General features: G+C 63.7%; 23 protein-coding genes and 1 tRNA gene. 12 read left to right on the top strand and 12 right to left on the bottom strand.

Annotated features, from left to right (window positions below):
- Window positions 1-60 precede the first annotated feature (60 nt).
- On the bottom strand, window positions 61-1,422 hold the full coding sequence (gene regB / locus IE101_RS05685; RefSeq protein ID WP_189632851.1) for a sensor histidine kinase RegB: 1,362 nt from the start codon (window positions 1,420-1,422) through the stop codon (window positions 61-63).
- Between the two features lie 90 nt (window positions 1,423-1,512).
- Here regB and IE101_RS05680 point away from each other — a divergent pair, with 90 nt between their 5' ends.
- The 3 genes from IE101_RS05680 (at window position 1,513) to IE101_RS05670 (ending at window position 3,181) form a co-directional block, all read left to right on the top strand.
- Window positions 1,513-2,145 (top strand): SCO family protein, encoded by a 633-nt coding sequence (locus IE101_RS05680; RefSeq protein ID WP_189632850.1) that lies wholly within the window; start codon window positions 1,513-1,515, stop codon window positions 2,143-2,145.
- 58 nt (window positions 2,146-2,203) lie between these two features.
- Complete coding sequence (locus IE101_RS05675; protein WP_189632849.1) at window positions 2,204-2,758, top strand: ActR/PrrA/RegA family redox response regulator transcription factor; 555 nt, start codon at window positions 2,204-2,206, stop codon at window positions 2,756-2,758.
- A gap of 114 nt (window positions 2,759-2,872) precedes the next feature.
- Entirely contained in the window at window positions 2,873-3,181 is a 309-nt protein-coding gene (locus IE101_RS05670) for an H-NS histone family protein (RefSeq protein ID WP_189632848.1), read from the top strand.
- On the opposite strand, the gene IE101_RS05665 is transcribed toward IE101_RS05670, so the two are convergent.
- Window positions 3,145-3,792 (bottom strand): HD domain-containing protein, encoded by a 648-nt coding sequence (locus IE101_RS05665; protein WP_189632847.1) that lies wholly within the window; start codon window positions 3,790-3,792, stop codon window positions 3,145-3,147. The genes IE101_RS05670 and IE101_RS05665 overlap by 37 nt on opposite strands.
- A gap of 85 nt (window positions 3,793-3,877) precedes the next feature.
- On the opposite strand from IE101_RS05665, the gene ahcY reads away from it, so the two are divergent.
- From ahcY to IE101_RS05650, 3 genes are all read left to right on the top strand, one after another.
- Window positions 3,878-5,278, top strand: a complete 1,401-nt coding sequence (gene ahcY / locus IE101_RS05660) for an adenosylhomocysteinase (protein WP_189632846.1) — start codon at window positions 3,878-3,880, stop codon at window positions 5,276-5,278.
- A 131-nt stretch (window positions 5,279-5,409) separates the two neighbouring features.
- Window positions 5,410-5,976, top strand: a complete 567-nt coding sequence (locus tag IE101_RS05655) for a class I SAM-dependent methyltransferase (RefSeq protein ID WP_189632845.1) — start codon at window positions 5,410-5,412, stop codon at window positions 5,974-5,976.
- Between the two features lie 116 nt (window positions 5,977-6,092).
- The gene (locus IE101_RS05650; protein WP_189632844.1) at window positions 6,093-6,434 is read left to right on the top strand and encodes a DUF2853 family protein; all 342 of its coding nucleotides are present in this window, start codon (window positions 6,093-6,095) and stop codon (window positions 6,432-6,434) included.
- Between the two features lie 206 nt (window positions 6,435-6,640).
- On the opposite strand, the gene IE101_RS05645 is transcribed toward IE101_RS05650, so the two are convergent.
- From IE101_RS05645 to tsaD, 4 genes are read right to left on the bottom strand one after another with little or no spacing between them, the layout of a single operon-like run.
- Window positions 6,641-7,060 (bottom strand): EVE domain-containing protein, encoded by a 420-nt coding sequence (locus IE101_RS05645; RefSeq protein ID WP_189633106.1) that lies wholly within the window; start codon window positions 7,058-7,060, stop codon window positions 6,641-6,643.
- On the bottom strand, window positions 7,060-7,332 hold the full coding sequence (locus IE101_RS05640; protein ID WP_189632843.1) for a YciI family protein: 273 nt from the start codon (window positions 7,330-7,332) through the stop codon (window positions 7,060-7,062). Before IE101_RS05640 ends, IE101_RS05645 begins: the two co-directional genes overlap by 1 nt.
- A gap of 3 nt (window positions 7,333-7,335) precedes the next feature.
- On the bottom strand, window positions 7,336-8,271 hold the full coding sequence (locus IE101_RS05635; RefSeq protein WP_189632842.1) for an NAD(P)H-dependent glycerol-3-phosphate dehydrogenase: 936 nt from the start codon (window positions 8,269-8,271) through the stop codon (window positions 7,336-7,338).
- Entirely contained in the window at window positions 8,268-9,347 is a 1,080-nt protein-coding gene (tsaD, locus tag IE101_RS05630) for a tRNA (adenosine(37)-N6)-threonylcarbamoyltransferase complex transferase subunit TsaD (protein WP_189632841.1), read from the bottom strand. The genes IE101_RS05635 and tsaD overlap by 4 nt, the downstream gene beginning before the upstream one ends.
- A 48-nt stretch (window positions 9,348-9,395) precedes the next feature.
- Between tsaD and IE101_RS05625 the strand changes: the two genes are divergently transcribed.
- The 5 genes from IE101_RS05625 to IE101_RS05605 all read left to right on the top strand — a co-directional run bounded on the left by IE101_RS05625 (window position 9,396) and on the right by IE101_RS05605 (window position 13,358).
- Complete coding sequence (locus IE101_RS05625; RefSeq protein WP_189632840.1) at window positions 9,396-10,169, top strand: uroporphyrinogen-III synthase; 774 nt, start codon at window positions 9,396-9,398, stop codon at window positions 10,167-10,169.
- 42 nt (window positions 10,170-10,211) lie between these two features.
- Window positions 10,212-11,204, top strand: a complete 993-nt coding sequence (locus IE101_RS05620; protein ID WP_189632839.1) for a COG4223 family protein — start codon at window positions 10,212-10,214, stop codon at window positions 11,202-11,204.
- A gap of 10 nt (window positions 11,205-11,214) precedes the next feature.
- Entirely contained in the window at window positions 11,215-12,672 is a 1,458-nt protein-coding gene (locus tag IE101_RS05615) for a heme biosynthesis protein HemY (protein WP_189632838.1), read from the top strand.
- Window positions 12,673-12,722: 50 nt separating this feature from the next.
- Window positions 12,723-12,798: transfer RNA gene (locus tag IE101_RS05610), tRNA-Thr, on the top strand.
- 119 nt (window positions 12,799-12,917) lie between these two features.
- The gene (locus IE101_RS05605) at window positions 12,918-13,358 is read left to right on the top strand and encodes an acyl-CoA thioesterase (protein WP_189632837.1); all 441 of its coding nucleotides are present in this window, start codon (window positions 12,918-12,920) and stop codon (window positions 13,356-13,358) included.
- On the opposite strand, the gene IE101_RS05600 is transcribed toward IE101_RS05605, so the two are convergent.
- The 6 genes from IE101_RS05600 to IE101_RS05575 are packed head-to-tail and all read right to left on the bottom strand — an operon-like array spanning window position 13,343 to window position 20,027.
- Window positions 13,343-14,143 carry an ATP-binding cassette domain-containing protein gene (locus IE101_RS05600; protein WP_229804031.1) on the bottom strand — a complete coding sequence of 267 codons (801 nt, stop codon included), beginning with the start codon at window positions 14,141-14,143 and terminating at the stop codon, window positions 13,343-13,345. The genes IE101_RS05605 and IE101_RS05600 overlap by 16 nt on opposite strands.
- Window positions 14,136-15,005: an ABC transporter ATP-binding protein gene (locus tag IE101_RS05595; protein ID WP_189632836.1), complete on the bottom strand. Its 870-nt coding sequence runs from the start codon at window positions 15,003-15,005 to the stop codon at window positions 14,136-14,138. The genes IE101_RS05600 and IE101_RS05595 overlap by 8 nt, the downstream gene beginning before the upstream one ends.
- Entirely contained in the window at window positions 15,002-15,853 is an 852-nt protein-coding gene (locus IE101_RS05590; protein WP_189632835.1) for an ABC transporter permease, read from the bottom strand. The genes IE101_RS05595 and IE101_RS05590 overlap by 4 nt, the downstream gene beginning before the upstream one ends.
- Complete coding sequence (locus IE101_RS05585) at window positions 15,846-16,856, bottom strand: ABC transporter permease (RefSeq protein WP_229804030.1); 1,011 nt, start codon at window positions 16,854-16,856, stop codon at window positions 15,846-15,848. The genes IE101_RS05590 and IE101_RS05585 overlap by 8 nt, the downstream gene beginning before the upstream one ends.
- Window positions 16,857-16,896: 40 nt before the next feature.
- A complete protein-coding gene (locus IE101_RS05580) occupies window positions 16,897-18,417 on the bottom strand; it encodes an ABC transporter substrate-binding protein (protein WP_189632834.1) in 1,521 nt (506 codons plus the stop codon).
- A gap of 41 nt (window positions 18,418-18,458) precedes the next feature.
- On the bottom strand, window positions 18,459-20,027 hold the full coding sequence (locus IE101_RS05575) for a phytoene desaturase family protein (protein WP_229804029.1): 1,569 nt from the start codon (window positions 20,025-20,027) through the stop codon (window positions 18,459-18,461).
- 179 nt (window positions 20,028-20,206) lie between these two features.
- On the opposite strand from IE101_RS05575, the gene IE101_RS05570 reads away from it, so the two are divergent.
- Window positions 20,207-20,998, top strand: a complete 792-nt coding sequence (locus IE101_RS05570) for a cyclase family protein (RefSeq protein ID WP_189632832.1) — start codon at window positions 20,207-20,209, stop codon at window positions 20,996-20,998.
- The last annotated feature ends 5 nt before the right edge of the window (window positions 20,999-21,003 follow it).

Here is a 21,003-nt window from a genome sequence, read left to right as displayed (position 1 = left end):
AGATAAAGTTAACGTGAAGTTAAACGAAAAATTGCAAGGTAATTTTTGTGGTATTGCGGATCAATCGTTGACGGGGTTGTGCCCCAAGGCGCCGCGCCCGGCCGATATGCGGTCCATCGGCCAGATGACCTCGACGATGGCGCCCTTGCGCGGGTTATCGGCGCTGGTGCGGGCGGCATTGTCGAAGGTCAATTCCGCGCCGGTGCGTTCCAGCAGAGTTTTGGCGATGAAAAGCCCCAGCCCCATGCCTTCATATTCGGGACGCGCAGCCAGATCGGCACTGCTGCGGCGGCTCCGCATGAAGGGTTCACCGATGCGGCCGATCATCTGGGGCGGATAACCGGGGCCATCGTCGATGATACGCAGGGTCAGTTGGGCGGGGGTCCATTCGGCTTCGACCCAGACCTGACCGTCTGCAAAATCCACCGCATTCTGGATCAGGTTGCGCAGTCCGTGGATGATCTCGGGCTGGCGCAGCACGGTTGGGGCAATGTCGTCCTCTTCGGGGGGCAGCAGCAGGAAGTCGACCGTTTTGCCGCGCGCCATATGCGGCTCGGCGGCCTCGCGCAGCAGTGCCTCCAAAGGGGCCTGCCGCAAATGCAGGTCATCCTTGCCCGCCCGACCCATCGAGCGCAGGATTTCGCGGCAGCGTTCGGCCTGTTCTCGGATCAGCCGCGCATCGGCCTGAAGGTCGGGGTCATCATCCAGCTCGTCGATCAGCTCAGTGCTGACCAGCTTGATGGTCGCAAGCGGGGTGCCAAGCTCATGCGCGGCGGCGGCGACCACGCCCCCCAGATCCGTGAGCTTTTGCGCCCGCGCCAGCGCCATCTGCGTGGCGAGCAGCGCATCCTGCATGGTGTGGATTTCACCCGCCACCCGCCGCGCGTAAATACCGAGGAACACGATCCCGATCACAACCGCCAGCCAGAACCCGAAGGCAAAGAGCGCGGGCAGCGTGAAAGGCACGCCCTGGAGTGTCAGCGGCAGATGCGTAACGGCCAGACCAGACACAGAGGCCACCGCCGCCCCGCCCAGAACCAGCGTCGCCCTTGTGCTGAGCGCGGTGGCCGAAATCGTCACCGGCGCCACGATCAGCAGGACGAAGGGGTTGGTCAGCCCCCCGGTCAGCCACAAAAGCAGCACCAACTGCGCCAGATCGAAGGCGAGCATGAAGAACACCTGCCGGTCGGTCAGCATGGTGTTTTCCGGGAAGAGGAACATCAGCAACAGGTTGACGATGACCGAGGCGCCCACCACCATGAAGCAAAGACCAAGCGGCAGACCGACTTGATAGATTTGGTCGGCAGCAAAGAGCGTTACGATTTGCCCCGTGATGGCAGCCCATCGGATAAGGATCAGTGTCCGCAGGCGCAGCACATCGTCGCGCGGGGCGCCTTTGGTAAGGGTCGGGTTCGGGGTCATGGGCCCTTCCTGTCGCAGGCTTGGTTTTGCCATTGTTAAAACCGGCGCTTTGCGGGATCAATGCGCCCGGTTCTTGAAAGGGGTCTGGGGATGTCAAAACTCTATGCGGGTCTGGCCATTGCGGCCGTCGTGGGGATGGTGGGCGGTCTTTACGGCTATTCCGTCCTGCAAGGCGGGAATGACCCCTTCGCGGCCTGCCGCGGCGGCCAGATCGGTGGCGGCGCCATCGGTGGCCCCTTCACGCTGGTCAATGGGAACGGCAAAACTGTCACCGATGCCGAGGTGCTGACCAAGCCCACGATCCTATACTTTGGCTATACCTTCTGCCCGGATGTCTGCCCGATGGACAATGCCCGCAACGCCGATGCCGTCGATCTGCTGGAAAGCAAGGGCTATGACGTGCAGCCCGTCTTTATCTCGATTGACCCGGAACGCGACACGCCCGAGGTGATGAAGGATTTTGCCGCCAATCTGCATCCGAAGATGATTGGCCTGACCGGCAGCATGGAACAGGTCAAGGCGGCCTCGCTGGCTTACAAGACCTATTTCAAGAAGCAGGAGTCCGAGGATGAATTCTATCTGATGGACCATTCAACTTTCAGTTATCTGACCCTGCCGGGGATCGGCTTTGTGGATTTCTTCAAGCGGGAAACTACACCTGAAGAGATGGCGGATCGGGTTGCCTGCTATGTCGATGCCGCCAAAGGACTTGCGAAAAATTGACCTTCCCGTCAAAGCAGCCTAGCCTTGCGTAACGTCGCGCCGAACAGAGGAATTCGCCATGGTTGAAGATCTGAGTCTCGATCTCGGACCGGATCGGTCACTTTTGCTGGTGGATGACGACGAACCCTTCGTCAAACGTCTCGCCAAGGCGATGGAAAAGCGCGGCTTCATTCCTGAAACGGCCGAAAGCGTCGCGGCGGGCAAGGCAATTGCCCAAAGCCGCCCGCCGGCCTATGCGGTCGTTGACCTGCGGCTGGAAGATGGCAACGGGCTCGATGTGGTCGAGGCGCTGCGCGAACGCCGCCCCGATTGCCGCATTGTGGTTCTGACCGGATATGGCGCAATTGCCACTGCCGTGGCCGCGGTAAAAATTGGCGCCACGGATTATCTTTCGAAACCCGCCGATGCGAATGAAGTGACAAATGCCCTTTTGTCACGCGGTGAAATGCTGCCCGATCCGCCGGAAAATCCGATGTCGGCCGATCGCGTGCGCTGGGAGCATATCCAGCGGGTTTATGAGATGTGCGACCGCAACGTCTCGGAAACGGCGCGGCGGCTGAACATGCACCGTCGGACGTTGCAGCGCATTCTTGCCAAGCGTAGTCCAAAATAAGTTGCCGCTAAAAAAAACAGCTTTAAAAGCGTATCTATGTGATACGCTGTAATCAGCTGTTAATTCCTGTTTGACAAAAACAGAAACGCGGACTCCTGAAAGGACATCGACAGTATGGATCTGAACGCACTTTCGCTGCGCGAGCTGAAAGACCTGCAAACGCAGGTCAACAAGGCCATTGCCTCTTACGAAGATCGCAAAAAGAAAGAGGCCCTGTCCGAGCTGGAAGATCGCGCGCGCGCCATGGGTTTCACCCTGGCGGAATTGCTGGGTACCCCGGTTACGCGCAAGCGGGCACCGGCCTCGGCGAAATATGCCAATCCGGAAAATCCGTCGGAAACATGGTCGGGCCGCGGGCGCAAGCCGCGCTGGTTTGAGGCCGCGCTTCAGTCCGGGCGTTCGGTGGATGATCTCGCGGTCTGACCGTCGATCTCTGTAACAAGGCTCTGGTAGCGCGCGGTAAAATCGTTGCGCACCAGAACCGGTGCTCGCAGCACAATTTCCAGGTCACTCCGCCAAATGGCGGCGGGATGGCCAAAAAATCCGTCGGCTTCTTCGGCGCTGAACCCTGCGATTTGCACGGCCTCCATCCAGGCGGAAACCAGATCGGCGGCCTTGATCGCCTTCTTGATCGGCGCCGGTAAAACCGCAGGCAGACCAAAGCGGCGGTGAATTGCGGCGGTCAATCTTGCGTCCAATTCCCCATACCCCGGACCGACGGCGGCTTTGACCGGGCTGATCATGTCGCCGATCACATATTCCGGGGCGTCGTGCAGCAGCGCAGCCAGTTTCCAGCGCGGTGCAATGCCGGGGTTCTGCCGGTCGAAGATGCGCTCCACCAGCAAGGAATGTTCCGCGACCGAATAGGCGAAATCGCCCCGCGTCTGGCCGTTCCAGCGTGCGACAAAGGCCAGACCATGGGCGATGTCCTCGATCTCGATATCCATGGGCGTGGGGTCCAGCAGGTCCAGCCTGCGGCCCGAAAGCATGCGCTGCCAGGCCCGCGTCTGTTTGCCTCGTGCTGTGCCCGCCATAATTCGACCTGATTTCCCTGCAAGTTGTCCGCACCTCGACAGAGTGCTATCTCAGCCCGCAAAGACATGGCAAGGAGTGCGGCGAATGCCGAAGGATTACATCGTCAAGGATATTGCTCTGGCTGATTTCGGCCGCAAGGAACTCGACATCGCCGAAACCGAAATGCCGGGCCTGATGGCCTGCCGCGAGGAATTCGGGCCGAGCCAGCCGCTGAAGGGCGCCCGCATCGCCGGATCGCTGCATATGACGATCCAGACCGCTGTGCTGATCGAAACGCTCAAGGCGCTGGGCGCGGATGTGCGCTGGGCATCGTGCAATATCTTCTCGACCCAGGACCACGCCGCCGCGGCCATCGCTGCCAGCGGCACGCCGGTCTTCGCGATCAAGGGGGAAACCCTTGAAGAGTATTGGGAATACACCGACCGCATCTTCCAGTTCGGCGGCGAGGGCGGCACCTGTAACATGATCCTCGACGATGGCGGAGATGCGACGCTCTACATCCTCATGGGCGCACGGGTGGAAGCGGGCGAAACCGACCTGATCGCCGTTCCGACCAGCGAGGAAGAAGTCTGCCTCTTCAACCAGATCAAGAAGCGTCTGGCTGCCAGCCCCGGCTGGTTCACCAAGCAGCGCGACGCGATCAAGGGCGTTTCGGAAGAAACCACCACCGGCGTGCATCGTCTGTATGATCTGCACAAGAAGGGCCTGCTGCCCTTCCCGGCGATCAACGTGAATGATTCGGTCACCAAGTCGAAGTTCGACAACAAATACGGCTGCAAGGAGTCGCTCGTCGATGGCATCCGCCGCGCGACCGATACCATGATGGCCGGCAAGGTTGCCGTGGTTTGCGGCTATGGCGACGTGGGTAAGGGGTCTGCGGCTTCGCTGCGTGGCGCGGGCGCCCGTGTGAAAGTGACCGAGGTTGATCCGATCTGCGCGCTGCAAGCCGCGATGGACGGGTTTGAGGTCGTGGTGCTGGAAGACGTGGTGCATGACGCTGACATCTTCATCACCACCACCGGCAACAAGGACGTGATCCGCATCGAGCATATGCGCGAGATGAAGAACATGGCCATCGTCGGCAATATCGGCCATTTCGACAATGAAATTCAGGTCGCCGCCCTGCGTAACCACAAATGGACCAATATCAAGGACCAGGTGGACATGATCGAGATGCCCTCGGGCAACAAGATCATCCTGCTGTCGGAAGGGCGTCTGCTGAACCTTGGCAATGCGACCGGGCATCCGTCCTTCGTGATGTCGGCCAGCTTCACCAACCAGGTTCTGGCGCAGATCGAACTTTGGACCAAGGGCGCCGACTATGCGCCGGGCGTTTATATCCTGCCCAAGGCGCTGGATGAAAAAGTCGCCCGTCTGCACCTGAAAAAGATCGGCGTGAAACTGACGGAACTGCGCCCCGAACAGGCCGATTATATCGGCGTCAAGGTGGATGGCCCGTTCAAGGCCGATCACTACCGCTATTGATTGCTGCGGCAGCGCTGCATCATTCCGGGCCCCGGTTGGATCAACCGGGGCCTTTGATTTGCCGAGAGCGTATTCCAGAGCTAATCTCACTGGCAACGCGTCAAAGAGCGTGATTTCCGGAGGGAGCAAAGGTGGAAGAGTCAAAGCGTGAAAAGGTGCGCCGCCGTCTGTTGGAAGCCATGCCCAAAAAGGCGCGCGCGGCCGAGATCGGTGTATGGGAAGGGCATTTCAGCGAGCGTATTCTTGAGATCTGCGATCCTGTCGAACTGCATCTGATCGACCCGTGGCTCTATCAGCCGGAATTCGCCAATACCGGCTTCGGGCGCAAGAAGAACGAAACCCTGATGGACGTGAAATATCAGGATGTCTGCGCCAAATTCGCACAGGATCCGCGGGTGAAAGTGCATCGCGCCCTGTCAGAGGTGGCGCTTGCCGGTTTTGAAGATGCCTCGCTTGACTGGGTCTATATCGACGGCAATCACAATGAGCCCTTCGTCGGGCGGGATATCGCGCTTTGCCTCCAAAAGGTCAAACATGACGGTATCCTTGCGGGCGACGATTTCAACTGGATGTCGGATGCACAGGGTGCCCCGGTCAAACGTGCGGTGGAAAGCATGGTGTCCGCATTGGGCGATCAGGCCGAGCTGACGCTTCTGGCCAATCAGTGGATCGTCAAGCTGAACCGCCCAGCCCCTTGATTGCGTTCAACGGGAACCTGCGTCGATAATTCCCTTTGTGGCCGATGTCGCCTTGGCTAGTCTTTCGCGCCAAGGCGGGTCGGAAGCCCGCCGGGCACAACGAGGGGAGTTTTCGGATGAGCAAGCGGGACGAGCTGATTGCCAAATACGCCGGGGATCTGCGCAATAAATGCAAGGTCGAGCCGGACATGGATCTTTTGACCAAGGTCACCATTGGCTGCGGTCCGGCGATCTACAATGCCGACAGCGAAACCATTGCCGCCTCGGATGAGGCCGAACTGGAAACCGTGCGCCGCAACTTCCTTATCAAGAAGCTGGGGTTGACCGATGGCCCTGCGTTGATGGAGGCGATCAACGCCGTGGTCGACATCTACGGCCGGTCCGAGCGCAACAAATACCGTGCGGTGGTCTATTACATGCTGACCCGCCACTTCGGGCGCGAGGCTGTCTACGGCTGATCCTGCGGGCGCCCGCGCTGGCGGGCGCTTCCGTTCCGCGGCATTCGGATCAAATGCCGGATACTTGGCCTTTGGTCCCTACGGCGGGACGTGGTATCCAGATCACAAGGGCAGGACGCCCGGGACCTTATCAGAACACGCGTGGTGCTAGGGGAGCGCGTGGGGTGGATGGAGGGTCCCGTTGGGGTCGGGGCCCTCCATTTCGTTTACGGATCGACGCCGCCAAGCGCACAGACGATGCGCCATTCCTCGGGCGTCACCGGCTGCACCGACAGCCGCATGGATTTCACCAGCGCCATATTCTCAAGCCCCGGCTGCATCTTGCAGGTCTCCAGCGTCACGGGCCGCTGTAGGGGCCGCAGAGCGCGGATATGCACGCAATCCCAGCGCGGATCGTCAGTCGTGCTGTCGGGCGCACTCTCGGCGCAGACCTCGACAATGCCGACGATCTCTTTCCCGATGTTGGAATGGTAAAAGAACCCCAGATCGCCGATCTTCATGGCGCGCATGTTGTTGCGCGCCTGATAGTTGCGGACGCCTGCCCATTCCTCGCCCGCGTCCCCCTTGGCGACCTGCTGGTCCCATGACCAGGCATCGGGTTCGGATTTGAACAGCCAATAGGCCATCAGCCGATAACCTTTTTCCATTCGGTGATCTGCACGCTTTCAAAGAGCCCCGCCTTGGCATAGGGGTCATTCGCGGCCCAATCCTGCGCTTGCGCCAGCGTTTCGACCTCAAGGATCACCAGTGATCCGCACATGTCGCCCGTCTCGCTCAGGAACGGACCGGCCATTTCCACCACGCCCGAGGCGCGGATATGGTCCAGATGGGCGGGGCGGTTATCCAGACGGATCTGGAGCGCACCGGGTTTGTCTTTGCACACAAGCGCCACGCGCATGGATCACTCCTGTTTCAGGGGGCGGGTCAAAAGGCTCTGCATAGCGTCGGCCAGCGTGACTTTGCCGTCAACCAGCGCGGCCACCATGGTGGAAATCGGCATGTCCAGTGCCTCGGCCCGGGCGATCTGCGCCACGGCCTTGGCGGTGGCCGCGCCCTCGACGGTGGTGTCGCTGTCAAAGGCCTGCCCGGCCCCCAGCGCATGCCCGAAGCGGAAGTTGCGTGACAGATCCGAGGTGCAGGTCAGCACGAGGTCGCCCAACCCCGACAGCCCGCCCAGCGTTTCGGCCCGCGCCCCGCGCGCCAGCGCAAAGCGTTGCATTTCGGCATAGCCGCGCGTCATCAGCGCGGCGCGAGCGGAATCACCCAGACCGGCGCCGATGACCACGCCAGCGGCAATGGCCATGACGTTTTTCAGCGCCCCGCCGATTTCAGCGCCGATGTAATCGGTCGTCCGGTAAAGCCGCAGCACAGGCGTCGACAGCGTTGCCTGAAGCGACTCGCCCAGCGTGTCATCCGCGCAGGCCAGCGTCAGCGCCGTGGGCAGGCCGCGCGCGATATCGGCGGCAAAGCTGGGGCCGGTCAGCACCGCAGGGGCAGGCCCGCCCAGCTTTTGCAGAATCTCGACCGGGCCGAGACCAGACAGCAGATCCACCCCCTTGCAGCAGGCCACCAGCGGGCGGTCGCGCAAGCGGCTGGCCTGTTCGGCGGCAAACCCCGCGAGCGCCTGCATCGGCAGCGACAGCAGCAGCGCATCGGCCTCGTCGGTCTCTGCGATTTCCGCTGTGATAGAGACGTTGTCCGGAAGCATGATGCCCGGCAGGCGGCGGACGGTGCGACCCTGTTGCCCGCGTCCCCAAAGGGTAACCGGCCCCTTCGCGGCCAGAGAGATGGCAAGGGCCGCACCGAATGCGCCCGCGCCGAGAACGGCAATCTTCATGCCTTGGCTCCCTTCTTGCCCGACCCGATCAGGGCGGGGCTGCGCTTGTCCAGTGGCCAGCGTGGCCGGGCGACCAGCGTCATGTCATCGGCACCGCGCAGCTGGAACTGCTCGATCCCCGCCCAGGCGATCATCGCTGCGTTGTCGGTGCACAGCCGCAGCGGCGGCGCCAGAAAAACAGTGTCTAATCCAGCGCAAAGCGCCTGAAGCCGGGCGCGGATTTCGCTATTGGCGGCAACGCCCCCCGCCACGGCAAAGGTACGGACGGGATGGTCTGTCAGCGCCCGGCGCGACTTTTCCACCAGCACATCAGCCACTGCGCGCTGGAAGGCGGCGCAAAGATCCGCGCGATCCTGCTGGCGCAGACCGCCCAGCCCCGCCATCAGCCCGTCGCGGGCGCGCAGGACGGCGGTCTTCAGGCCCGAAAAGCTCAGGTCATAGCCGGGTCGGTCCAGCAGGGGGCGCGGCAGCGGAATGCGCTTGGCATCACCGCGTTCCGCCTCGGCCTGGACCGAGGGGCCGCCGGGCTGTGGCAGCGCCAGAATTTTTGCCACCTTGTCAAAGGCTTCGCCCGGTGCGTCGTCGATCGACCCGCCAAGTCGCGTGAAATCATCGGGGCCATCGACGCGCAGGAACTGACAATGCCCGCCCGATACCAGCAGCATGAGATAGGGGTAATCGATGCCATCCGTCAGGCGCGGGGTCAGCGCGTGGCCTGCAAGATGGTTCACCCCCACCAGCGGCAGGCCCGTTGCCGCGGCAAGGCCCTTGGCGCACATAACCCCCGACAGAACCCCGCCAATCAGCCCCGGCCCCGCTGTCACGGCAATACCATCCAGCGCGGCCAGCGGCAGCCCCGCTTCGGCCAAGGCCCGCTCCACACAAAGATCAACCCGCTCTGCATGGGCGCGGGCGGCAATCTCTGGCACCACGCCCCCAAAGGCCGCATGCAGCGCCGTCTGCCCCTCGACGACCGAGGACAGGATCTCGCCCCGCCCGCTGGTCAGGCGTACGACGGCGGCTGCCGTATCATCGCAGCTGCTTTCGATTCCAAGGAAGGTGAGGCTGTCCGGCATCGGTGGTTCCGGTTGAAACACGGTCCCTCCGCAGGTAACACCACAGGCATGGTCAGGCAATCCCGCCCCTTTGTGGTGATCCTTACGCGCCCCGCTGAACAGGGCGCGCGGTTTGCGCGGGATTTGGCGGCCCGGGCGCCAGATCTGCGGCAGATCGTGTCGCCCCTGATGGCGCCGGAGTTTCTGCCCTTTGATCTTCCTGATCGTCCGGTTTCAGCGCTTATCCTTACCTCGGTCACTGCTGTGCAGGCGTTGCAGCGCAACGGGGGGGCCTTGCCTGCGCGGGCCTATTGCGTGGGTGCCCGCACCGCTGCCGAGGCGCAGGCGCTTGGGCTTGAGGCGCAGTCCGCCGATGGCGATGCCGAGGCGCTGGTGCGGCTGATCCTGTCGGATGCGCCGCCGCCGCCCTTGTTGCATCTACACGGGGCCGAAACGCGGGGCGAGATTGCCCAAAGGCTCAATTCCGCAGGATTAGAGACGTTTTCGCAGGTGATCTACTGCCAGAAGCCGCAGCCTTTGGCCGATCCGGCAATCGCCGCGCTGCGGGGAGCGGAACCGGTGTTCCTGCCTGTTTTTTCGCCGCGTACCGCGCAAATCCTTGCGGACGAACTGGATCGCATCGGGGCCATCGCGCCTTTGCGCTTTGCCGCCATTTCCGAGGCAACCGCCGCGCCCTTGCGGCGTTTTGAACGCGCACGGCTTGACATTGCCGCCGCGCCGCAGGCCGATGCGATGCTGGCCGCGCTGGCGCGACTGATCGCCGCCGAGGCCGAGGTTGAGCCAGAGGGACCGAAGGATTACCTTGGGTCAGACGAGGAATGAGAGCCGGGTCACCCGTCGCGGGCCGGAAGAAGGGGGAACCAGATGGCAGACGCAGAACTCCGCACGGCCGATCCCGTGCCAGAGCCCGATGTCTCATCGGTTGATACCTCGGCCGCGCCGGCCGGTCGGGCGCGGTCCGGTGCCTTTGGTGTGATTGCGGGCGGGGTGGTCGCGGCTGGTCTGGGTTTCGGGCTCGCCGTTTATGGCATGCAGCAGGGATGGCCTTTCCTCTCGCCGCAGACTGCCGATCTCGCCGTGCTTCAGGCCGAAGTCTCGCGCTTGTCGGAGGCGCTGCAACAGGAGCAATCCCGCCCTGCGCCCGTGGTTGATCTTGCGGCCTTTGATCAGCGCATTGCGGCGCTGGAAACGCGGCCGCCATCGGATGCGGATCTGGTGGCCGGGCTACAGGCGCAGATTGCCGCGCTGGAGCAGCGGCTTGCCACGATGAACCCCGGCGATTCCGCCGCCATCGCGGCCGAGATCGACGCGCAGGTGCAGTTGAAACTGAAAGAGGCGGAGGCCGAGGCCAATGGCCTGAAGGCCGAGGCTGAAGGCCTGCGGAAGGCCGCCGAACAGCGTGCGGCCCTGTTGCAGCTGAAAGGCGCGCTTGAACTGGGCCGCGATGTCGATATCGCTTTGGCTGCCGCCGCCGATCAGGGCATTGCCCTGCCTGAGGCGCTGACTCAGGTGCCGCCCAGCCTGCAAGACCTGCAGACAGCCTTCCCTGATGCCGCGCGCGCCGCGCTCTTGGCTGCGCGTCAGGCACAAATGGAGGGGACGGTGACGGACCGCCTGACCACCTTCCTCAAGGCGCAGACGGGCGTCCGGTCGCTTGAAGTGCGCGAGGGGGATGACCCCGACGCCGTGCTTTCGCGGGCCGAGGCGCTGTTGGCCAAGGGCGATGTCGCCGCGGCGCGCGCCGAGCTGACCGCGCTGCCCGCCCCGGGCCAGGATGCCCTTTCCGACTGGGCCGCACAGGCCGAGGCCCATCTGGCCGCGCAGGCTGCGCTGGCCGCCCTGATCCCCGCAGAGTAAGGAGCGTCGCATGATCTGGTCCCTGATCAAGGTTCTGCTCTTTATCGCCGCGATTGCCGGTCTGACCTGGGGCGCGACGCTGCTGCTTCATAATGGTGACGGCATCCGCATCGCTGCTGCGGGCTATGAGGTAACGCTGGGCCCGCTGCAGGCCATCGTGGCGCTGGCGGTGGGGTTGCTGGCGCTCTGGCTGCTTGCGCGGCTGGTGGGGTTCCTGACGGCGATCCTGCGCTTTGTCACCGGCGATGAAACCGCGATTTCGCGTTATTTTGACCGTAATCGGGAACGCAAGGGCTTTGCCGCGCTTGCCGATGGCATGATCGCACTGGCCGCCGGGGAAAACCGCGTGGCGCTGTCGCGGGCGCTGAAGGCCGAAAAACTGCTGTCGAACCCAGAGCTGACCACCATCATGGTCGCACAGGCGGCCGAGGCCGCGGGCGATAACAAGCGCGCCGAACAGGCCTACAAGGCGCTGCTGGCACATGACCGCACGCGCTTTGTCGGCATCCGTGGGCTTTTGGGCCAAAAGCTGGCCGAGGGGGACCATGACACCGCGCTGAAGCTTGCGGAAAAGGCCTTTGCCCTGAAACCCCGGCACCTGGAGACGCAGGACATCTTGCTCAAATTGCAGGCTGAAACGCAGGATTGGAAAGGCGCGCGGGCGACCCTTGAGGCCAAGCGCAAGACCGGCGGGCTGGGCAAGGATCTGTTCCGCCGCCGCGATGCCGTTCTGGCGCTGCAAGAGGCGCGCAAGGTGATGGAGGAGGGTGCCTCGATCGAGGCGCGTGAGGCCGCGATTGCCGCGAACAAGCAATCGCCAGACCTGATCCCGGCGGCGGCCATGGCGGCACGCGGGCTTGCGACCTCGGGTGATACCAAGGGCGCGACGCGGGTGATCCGCAAGGCCTGGGAGGCGCAGCCCCATCCTGATCTTGCCGCGGCTTTCGCGGAGATCGAACCCGAGGAAACCCCCGTCGCCCGGCTGAAACGCTTCCGCCAACTGACCGAGCTTCACGCCGACCACCCGGAAACCCGGATGCTTCTGGCCGAACTGAACATCGCCGCCGAAGATTTCCCCGCCGCCCGTCGCGTGCTGGGGGATCTGCCTGAAACCAAGCCCACGGGCCGGGCGCTGGCCCTGCGCGCGGCAATCGCCCGCGGCGAAGGCGGGGATGAGGCCGAGGTCCGCGGCTGGCTGGCGCGCGCCCTGACCGCACCGCGCGGGCCGCAGTGGTGCTGTGACAAGTGTCAGGCCATCCACGCGCAATGGACGCCGATCTGCGACAATTGCGGCGGCTTCGATACACTGAGCTGGCGCGAGCCGCCCGAAACCGCGACGCCCAGCCCGACGGGGGCCGAAATGCTGCCCCTGATCGTGAACCCGCCGGCACCCCCTGCATCCGCACCTGCAGCGGACAAGGAGGATGAGGTGATCGACCTCGCCGCCATTGCCCGCGGCGCAAATTAGGGCTACACAATCCTGCGCGGGGGTGGTATCAGCCCCCGCAAGCGCGAAGTGCCGGTGTAGCTCAGCTGGTAGAGCACGTCATTCGTAATGATGGGGTCGGGGGTTCGAGTCCCTTCACCGGCACCACTTCGCCCGAACCGAAAGCGCCGCCCCTATGGGCGGCTTTTTCATTTCCCGCCACGCCGCTTGACAGGCCCGGCCGGATCGCGTCGAACATCGGCACCACCCCAGTTGAGGAGAGCGCCGTGACCGATGTCAGCTTCACCACCGATCGCATGCTGAACTTTGGCGATTGCGACATTTCGGGGACGGCCTATTACCCGTCCTATCTGAACATCCTGAACGGTGTGGTCGAGGAATTCTGGACCGTGATCGGCTACCCCTGGCACGAGATCATCTGGAACGAACGCTGGGGCACGCCGACCGTGCATCTGAGCTGTGATTTTTCCAAACCGTCGTTCTTTGGCGACAAGCTGACCTTCCGCCTGACCGTGCTGAAGGTGGGGAAATCGTCTCTGCGCCTGCGCCATACGGTGCATTGCGGGGAAGAACAGCGCTGGTCTGGCGAACAGGTTCTGGCGGCGAGCCATCTGGACACCCATACCTCGATGCCCTGGCCCGCCGAAGTGAAGGCCAAGCTGGAAAGCTTTCTGCCTGCCGACGGGATGGATCAGCCCCAGGGCTGATCCGGATCGGGCAGGGGGATCGCCGACAGAAGTTCCCGGGTATAGGGTGCCTCTGGCGCAGCAAAAAGCGCCGCGGTCTCGCGGTTTTCCACGATTTCACCGCGATAGAGTACCAGAACCCGCGAACAGAGCCTGCGGATCACGCTCAGATCATGGCTGATGAAGGCCAGCGTCAGGCCCAGTTCGCGGACCAGATCCTCCAGCAGGCGTAGAACCTGCGCCTGGCTGGAGACATCCAGACCCGAGACGATTTCATCGGCCAGAATGAAATCCGGCTCGATCGCGATGGCGCGAGCGATGCCGACGCGCTGCCGCTGCCCCCCCGAAAGTTCATGGGGGTAGCGTGTCAGAAAGCTGCGCGGCAGGCCCACATGATCCAGCGCCCGGCCAACGCGGCCCTGCACATCATCAAACCCGTGCAGGCGCAGGGGCTCGGCGATCAGGGTGCCAACGGTGTGACGGGGGTTCAGGCTGCTCAGCGGGTCCTGGAAGATCATCTGGAACCGCCGCCGCAGTGGCCGCAGTTCGCGGTCAGACAGATGGGCGATGTCCTGCCCGTCAAAGCGGATCTGGCCCGATGACGGTTCCAGCAGCCGCACCATGGCCCGGCCCAGCGTGGATTTGCCCGACCCGGACCCGCCGACAATGCCCATGACAGACCCCTTGGGGATGCTGAAGTTTAGCCCCTTCAGGATTTCCAGCTGCGGGGCGGTGCCCAGCAGGGGGCGGCGGGTCATATCGGCCAGCGACAGGCGCAGGTTTTCGATGGTGTAAAGGTCAGCCACGTCCGGCTCTCCTGTCTGCGGCGGCAACTTCGGCGCGCACGGCGGTGATCACCGCCTCGGGCACGGGGGTCAGGCTGGCCTCGGGGTCGGTATAGACCGGGGTCGCGGCCAGCAGGGCGCGGGAATAGGGGTGGTCCGGGGCACTGAAAAAGCCGCGCACATCGGTATCTTCCACCACCATCCCGGCATAAAGCACCGAAAGCCGCTGACAGACCTTGGACACCACCCCAAGGTCATGGGTGACAAACAGCAGCGCCGTGCCGTGGCGGGCCTGCATCCCCGCGATCAGCTTGAGGATCTGCTTCTGCACCGTCACGTCCAGCGCCGTGGTGGGTTCGTCGGCCACGATCAGCTTCGGCTCGGCCGCAAAGGCCGAGGCGATCAGGATACGCTGCCGCATCCCCCCCGAAAGCTCATGCGGGTAGGACCGCATCACCCGCTCCGGCTCGGGGATCTGCACCTCGGCCAGCAGGTCGCGGGCGCGGGCTTCGGCATTGCTGCGGGTCCAGCCCAAAATATCGACCAGCCGGTCCGTGATCTGCGGCCCGACCCGACGCGAGGGGTTGAGCGCGGTCAGCGGGTCTTGCGGGATCAGGGCGCAGCTCTGGCCGATGCGGCGGCGGCGTTCTGCCGGGGGCAGGGCCAGAAGGTCGGTGCCATCCAGCCGGATTTCCCCCCGCGTGATCCGCACCGACCGGGGCAGGATGCCCAGAATGGCCTTGCCGATCATCGACTTGCCCGCGCCGCTTTCGCCCACCAGCCCCCGCACCTCGGCCGCCGCGACCGAGAGCGAGACATCGCGCAGGATCGGCATCCCGTTTGACAGGGTGGCGGTCAGGTTTCGGATTTCCAGAAAGCTCATCGCAGCACCGGATCGAAGCGGTCCTTCAGCCCTTCGCCCAGTTGGCTGAAGGAGAGGACGGTGAAAAACAGGGTGATCAGCGGGAAGACCAGAACCCACCACGCCTGATGGATCGAAGCGCGACCTTCGGCGATCATGCCGCCCCAGGTGGGATCATCGGTCGAGATCGAGAGGTTCACGAAGGACAGGATCGCCTCGACGATCACCGCGATGCCCATCTCCAGCGTCAGCAGCACGACGATGGTGGGCAGCACATTGGGCAGGATTTCCCGCAGCATGATGCCCAGCCGCCCGCGCCCGGCAATGCGCGCCGAGGCGACGTAATCCATCGCGCCCTGTGCCATCGCCTCGGCCCGGACGACGCGGGCAAAGCGGGTCCAGTCGATGATGACGATGGCCAGGATGATCGACCCCAGCCCCGGCCCGATCACCGCGATCAGCAGGATCGAGAACAGCACCGGCGGAAAGGCCATCCAGATGTCGATCAGGCGCGAAATCACGACATCCACCCAGCCGCGCAGATAACCCGCCATCAGGCCCAGCGTGGCCCCGACAAGGCAGGTGGCCAGCCCCGACACCAGCGCCACGGTCAGCGCAAGCCGCGCGCCATGCAGGATGCGGCTGAGAACATCACGGCCCAGGCTGTCGGTGCCCAGCAGGAAGGAGGGGTCCGCCCCACTGACCCAGAAGGGCGGCAGGCGACCGGCAAAGAGGTCTTGCTCCAGCGGGTTCTTGGGCGCGATCATCGGTGCGAGCAGCGCGACCAGCACCAGAAGCACCAGCCAGCCCGCCGAAAGCCACAGCCGCAACCCCGCGCGGCGTTTGATCTGGGAACGTCCGTCAAGCATGGCGCAGCCTCGGGTTCAGCAGGGCATAGGTCAGATCGACGATCAGGTTCACCCCGGTAAAGATCACTGCAAACAGGATCACGATCCCCTGGATCAGCGGCAGGTCACGGTTGATCACGGCATCAATCGCCATGTTCCCCAGACCTTCATAGGAAAACAGCCGCTCGATGATCACCGTCCCGCCGATCAGAAAAGTGAACTGAACGCCGACCAGCGTCAGCGTGGGCAGGATGGCGTTCCGCAGCGCCTCGCGCAGGATGATGTGGTTTTCGCCATAGCCCTTGGTGCGCGCCAGCGTGATGTAATCCAGATGCATGGTTTCCTTCAGGCTCTGCTTCAGCAGCTGCCCGATGATCGCCGACAGCGGAATGGCCAGCGCCAGTGCGGGCAGGAACATGTGGCTGACGATATCGGCCCAGAGGTCGAAGCGTAGCCGCAGCAGGCTTTCGAACAGATAGAAGTTCGTCACGAAGGGCAGGTCGAGCGAGGGCGTGATCCGACCCGAGATATGGAAGATCGGCGCCAGTACCCCGAACAGCAGGATCAGGATCAGCCCCCAGAGGAAATCCGGCACCGAAAGCGCCATGCCATTGGCGATATCGATGCCGCCTTCGGTGCGCGTGCCGCGCAGCCGCGTGCCGGTCAGCGCCGCGACCCCGCCGATCAGCATCGCCATGACCAGCGCCATGATCGAAAGCTCCAGCGTCGCAGGCAGGCGCCCCAGCACCAGATCCAGTACCGGCTGGCGCGTGGTGATCGAGGTGCCGAAATCGCCCGCCAGCACCCCCTGACCCCAGATCAGGAACTGTTCGGCGATGGTCTTGTCCAGACCGTAAAGGGCGGTGAGGTTCGCCACATCCTCGGGCGTGGCGCCGGGGGGCAGCATCATGGCGATGGGGTTGCCGGGCACAACCCGGATGGTGACAAAGACGATGACGGCCACGCCAAAAAGGGTGATCGCCGTCATCACGAGACGGGACAGCAGCGCGCGCAGCACGATCATGATGGATGTGCCGCCGGACCAGGTCCGGCGGCTCCCTTCATCAGGCGCGTTTCATCAGATGCGGCAGCAGCGCACCCGACCGATGCGGCGTCACCACCACGCCCGGCGCGGCCAGCACCGGCTGCACATATTGCAGCAGCGGGATGACATAGGCGTTTTCGGCGATATAGCGGCTCACGTCCTTCCAGCCCTGGATGCGCTTGGCCTCATCAGCCTCACCCCAGAGCGGGGCGATCTTTTCCACCAGATCGGCACTGTCCCAGACCGAATGGGGCGAAGGCCCGAACATCGCGAACCCGGTCGAGGTGGTAGGATCGGCGACCGAATTGCCCCAGTTGTAGAAGGCGGCCGGGGCCAGCTGATCGGCGGCGCGCAATTCGTAATGCTTGGCGATCTCATAGACCTCGATCTCGGCCTCGATCCCCACCTTGCGCCAAAGACCGACGATGGCCTGCACCATCTCATAGTCCTTGGGTTTGAAGCCCTTGGTGGTCTGGATCTTGAACTTCACCGGATTGTCGGGGCCAAAGCCCGAAGCGGCCAGCAATGCCTTGGCCTGTTCCGGGTCATAGCCCACCTTGATCGACGGGTCATAGGCTTCGTAATCCGGGGTTTCCAGCGTGTCGATCGCCACCCCATAACCCGAGAGCAGCCGGTCGATGATCGCCTGTTTGTCGATGGCAAGGGCCGCGGCCTTGCGGACATTCGGGTCAAGCATCACGTCGATGTCATTGAGGAAGATCATCCCGATATCCGACACCGGCGTCGCGGTGCCGGAAAGCGTGGCCTTCAGGCGGTCATATTCCTCATAGGGGACTTCCAGCGTGACATGGGACGACCCCGATTCCACCTCGGCCACGCGGGCGGCGGCATCGGTCACGAATTTCAGGGTGACGGTTTCAAATTCGGGCTTGCCGCCCCAGTAATTCGGGTTGGCCTTCAGGCGGACAAAGGCGTTGCGCTCGAACTTCTCGACCATATAGGGGCCGGTGCCGATGGGCGCGGCCTCGAACCCTTCGGGGCCGACCTTTTCGAAATAGGCCTTGGGCAGCACATAGCCCGTCAGGAAGTACATCCATTTGAAGATGGTCGGGTCGAATTGCTTCACATCGGCGGTGACGGTGTTGCCCTCGACCGCAAAGTTGGCCAGCGTGGACCAGACGAAGTTGATCGGGTTGCCGGTGGCAGGGTCGGCGGCGCGCGCAAGGCTCCAGGCGACATCTTCAGCGGTGAAGGGGCTGCCGTCATGCCAGGTCACGCCTTCGCGCACCTTCATGATCACCTTGGTGCGATCCTCGTTCCAGCCCCATTCGGTCAGCAGGCCGGGCGCGGGTTTCAGATCGGGTTGTTGCAGGATGAACTGGTCAAAGACCGACTGGTAGATGCCCTGAATGGTGGGGTTCACCGCCGAAGGCCCGACCGTCGGGTCCCAGGAGGGCAGGTTGACGTTATAGGCGATGACCAGCTCTTCAATGCCTTGGGCGCGCAGGGGCAGGCCTGTCAGGCCAAGGGCGGCCGTGGCGGCCGAAAGCTGCAGCAGGCTCCGTCGATTGAGGTTCATGGTAAGTCCCTGTTGTGGTTTGTTTGTCTTGTCTTTGTCGGTCATTTTCCGGCGAGCTTTTGCGCCAGAAGGAAGCCGGGGCCTGCCCCGGTGCCCGCACCGGGCCAGACCGCGGCCCCGGTGAGGAAGAGGTTTTGCACCGGCGTGCTGCCATCGGCATGGCCGCGCGTCGGGCGGAAGATGAAATGCTGCGTGAGGTGGTGGCTGCCGCAGACCTGATCCCCGCCGACGAGGTTCGGGTTGTCGGCCTCCAGCTCCTCCGGCGTGACGATGCGCTGGGCGAGGATATGGCCCCGCAGGCCGGGGGCGTAGCGTTCCAGCAGGTCGAGCGCGCGATTCGCAAAGGGCTCGGCCGCGCTGGCCCAGTCGGTCGCGGCGATCTGGCCCGCCGCATCGCCCCGGATGGTGCCTGGGGCCATGCGAACCTGCACCCAGAGCGTATGCTTGCCCTCGGGCGCGCGGCTTGGGTCAAAGACGGTGGGCTGGCCGACCACCAGAATCGGCTCATCCGGCAGCAGCCCGGCTAGCGCCTGTTGATAGGTCCGCGCCATCTGATCGAGGCTGGGGGCCAGATGCACATAGGCAAAGCGGCGCAGCGCTGGGCCTGCGGCCCAGTCGGGCAGGGCATCCAGCGCGAGGTGAATCATCATCGTGCCGGGGGCATGGGCATAACCCCGCATCGCGGTATCAAAGGCGGGGGTCGTGTCGCCGGTCAGGCGGGGCAGGGCGCTGGGCGCCACGCCCGCGATCACCGCGCGCCGGGCCGTGATCTGCCGCCCATCGGCCAGTTCGATCCCCGTGGCGCGCGCGCCTTCGCGCAGGATGCGCCGCACCGGGGCGCTGCATTCCACGACGCCGCCCCGTGCCGTTATGGCCCCGACCAGCGCGCGCACGACCGTATCGGCCCCGCCTTGACCCAGCGCCATGCCGAAGGCCTGGCCGGCCATCCCCTCCAGATAGGGAAACATCGCCCCGCCCGCGACATCAGGCGCGAAGTCAAGGTGCATCCCCCAGGCTGCCAGCATCGCGCGCACATGCGGATGTTCAAAGGTATCTTCCAGCCAGCGGCGCGGCGCGCTGGCCAGAAAGCGGCCAAAGTCGAGCGATCCCGATATCCCTTTGGATTTTAAAAGTTTAAGCATGAAATATGCAAACGCATTGAAACGCGCCGGGCTGTTCAGAAGGCCGAAGAGGTGCGGCGCCTCGGCGCCAAAACCATCGACCAGCCGCTGCCAGGTCGCGGCGTCGCGCGTAGACAGCGCCGCAATTGCCGACTTGGTTTCTGCCAGATTGGTGCTGACACCCACCCAATGCCCATCGGGAAAGACCGAGGCAAACGGCCGGTCCACTGGCACGAAGGCGCAGCCATGTTGCGTCAGTTCCGCGGAATGTTGCTTGAAAAACCCGCTTCCTGCAAAGAGCGACAGGTTCATCGCGGCCCAGTCATGGCGAAAGCCCGGTAGGGTATAGGCCCCGGTCTTGACCGCGCCCCCCGGTTCAGCCGCCTGTTCAAAGACGCCCACGCGCCAGCCCTTCACCGAAAGGTGCAGTGCTGCTGCCAGCGTATTGTGCCCCGCCCCGATCAAGACCGCGTCAAAAGCATTCGTCACGACCGTCCCCCGCATTTTCTGCGAAGATATTTGCAAATGCATTTAATTCTGTCTAGCATGATTCTATGACCCGACAGACGCGCCCGACAGAAGGCGCAGCGGGCCGCCGCACCAACCCGTGCGACGTGGAATGACCGTCGGGGCGCAGACCCTACGGCACAACAACAGTGGAGAGACTGATGACTTCTGCAGCCGTTCTTTCGTCATTGGCCGGGATGCTGGCATCCGGCGGGATCGAGGTGGTGGATTGCTCCGGGGTGCTTGGCCCGGAAACGCCGCTTCTGAAACTGCCGCCGGAACTGGCCAAGGACACCCCGCCGATCAAGATCCACCGCATTTCGGAATATGATCAGGACGGCCCCTTCTGGGCTTGGAACTGGTTGGAACTGGGCGAACATTCCGGCACCCATTTCGACGCGCCGCATCACTGGATCACCGGCAAGGATTACAGTGACGGCTATACCGACACGCTGGATGTGCAGCGCCTTGTCGCCCCGGTCAATGTGCTGGATTTCAGCGCGGAATGTGCCGAAGACCCCGATTTCCTGCTGACCATCGACCATGTGAAGGCCTGGGAGGCCAAACATGGCGCCATCGGCAAGGGCGAATGGGTGGTGCTGCGCAGCGATTGGGACAAGCGCGCCCATGACGAGGCGTTGTTCCTCAATGCCGATGCGACGGGGCCGCATACCCCCGGACCGACCGCCGAGGTGATCCAATATCTGCTGGACAAGGGCATCGTCGGCTGGGGCAGCCAGTGCATCGGTACCGACGCGGGGCAGGCCGGGGGCATGAACCCGCCCTTCCCGGCGCATAACCTGCTGCACAAGAACAACTGCTTTGGCCTGGCTAGCCTTGCCAATCTGGACAAGCTGCCCGCCAAGGGCGCGATCCTGATTGCCGCGCCGCTGAAGATCAAGCAGGGGACCGGGTCGCCCATCCGCGCACTGGCGCTGGTGACGAAGGGCTGATCCGA

This window comes from Gemmobacter lanyuensis, assembly GCF_014652355.1.
GTDB lineage: Bacteria > Pseudomonadota > Alphaproteobacteria > Rhodobacterales > Rhodobacteraceae > Gemmobacter > Gemmobacter lanyuensis.
This window is presented reverse-complemented; position numbering and strand designations above follow the sequence as displayed.

What these genes read in the sequence shown, in the direction of transcription:
- IE101_RS05670 (WP_189632848.1), top strand. Translation starts at nt 2,873, where the DNA reads ATGGATCTGAACGCACTTTCGCTGCGCGAGCTGAAAGACCTGCAAACG.
- IE101_RS05615 (WP_189632838.1), top strand. Translation starts at nt 11,215, where the DNA reads ATGATCTGGTCCCTGATCAAGGTTCTGCTCTTTATCGCCGCGATTGCC.
- IE101_RS05645 (WP_189633106.1), bottom strand. Translation starts at nt 7,060, where the DNA reads ATGGCCTATTGGCTGTTCAAATCCGAACCCGATGCCTGGTCATGGGAC.
- IE101_RS05595 (WP_189632836.1), bottom strand. Translation starts at nt 15,005, where the DNA reads ATGAGCTTTCTGGAAATCCGAAACCTGACCGCCACCCTGTCAAACGGG.
- IE101_RS05590 (WP_189632835.1), bottom strand. Translation starts at nt 15,853, where the DNA reads ATGCTTGACGGACGTTCCCAGATCAAACGCCGCGCGGGGTTGCGGCTG.
- IE101_RS05665 (WP_189632847.1), bottom strand. Translation starts at nt 3,792, where the DNA reads ATGGCGGGCACAGCACGAGGCAAACAGACGCGGGCCTGGCAGCGCATG.
- IE101_RS05635 (WP_189632842.1), bottom strand. Translation starts at nt 8,271, where the DNA reads ATGAAGATTGCCGTTCTCGGCGCGGGCGCATTCGGTGCGGCCCTTGCC.
- IE101_RS05625 (WP_189632840.1), top strand. Translation starts at nt 9,396, where the DNA reads ATGGTCAGGCAATCCCGCCCCTTTGTGGTGATCCTTACGCGCCCCGCT.
- IE101_RS05680 (WP_189632850.1), top strand. Translation starts at nt 1,513, where the DNA reads ATGTCAAAACTCTATGCGGGTCTGGCCATTGCGGCCGTCGTGGGGATG.
- IE101_RS05640 (WP_189632843.1), bottom strand. Translation starts at nt 7,332, where the DNA reads ATGCGCGTGGCGCTTGTGTGCAAAGACAAACCCGGTGCGCTCCAGATC.
- IE101_RS05580 (WP_189632834.1), bottom strand. Translation starts at nt 18,417, where the DNA reads ATGAACCTCAATCGACGGAGCCTGCTGCAGCTTTCGGCCGCCACGGCC.
- IE101_RS05675 (WP_189632849.1), top strand. Translation starts at nt 2,204, where the DNA reads ATGGTTGAAGATCTGAGTCTCGATCTCGGACCGGATCGGTCACTTTTG.
- IE101_RS05585 (WP_229804030.1), bottom strand. Translation starts at nt 16,856, where the DNA reads ATGATCGTGCTGCGCGCGCTGCTGTCCCGTCTCGTGATGACGGCGATC.
- tsaD (WP_189632841.1), bottom strand. Translation starts at nt 9,347, where the DNA reads ATGCCGGACAGCCTCACCTTCCTTGGAATCGAAAGCAGCTGCGATGAT.
- IE101_RS05620 (WP_189632839.1), top strand. Translation starts at nt 10,212, where the DNA reads ATGGCAGACGCAGAACTCCGCACGGCCGATCCCGTGCCAGAGCCCGAT.
- IE101_RS05650 (WP_189632844.1), top strand. Translation starts at nt 6,093, where the DNA reads ATGAGCAAGCGGGACGAGCTGATTGCCAAATACGCCGGGGATCTGCGC.
- ahcY (WP_189632846.1), top strand. Translation starts at nt 3,878, where the DNA reads ATGCCGAAGGATTACATCGTCAAGGATATTGCTCTGGCTGATTTCGGC.
- regB (WP_189632851.1), bottom strand. Translation starts at nt 1,422, where the DNA reads ATGACCCCGAACCCGACCCTTACCAAAGGCGCCCCGCGCGACGATGTG.
- IE101_RS05570 (WP_189632832.1), top strand. Translation starts at nt 20,207, where the DNA reads ATGACTTCTGCAGCCGTTCTTTCGTCATTGGCCGGGATGCTGGCATCC.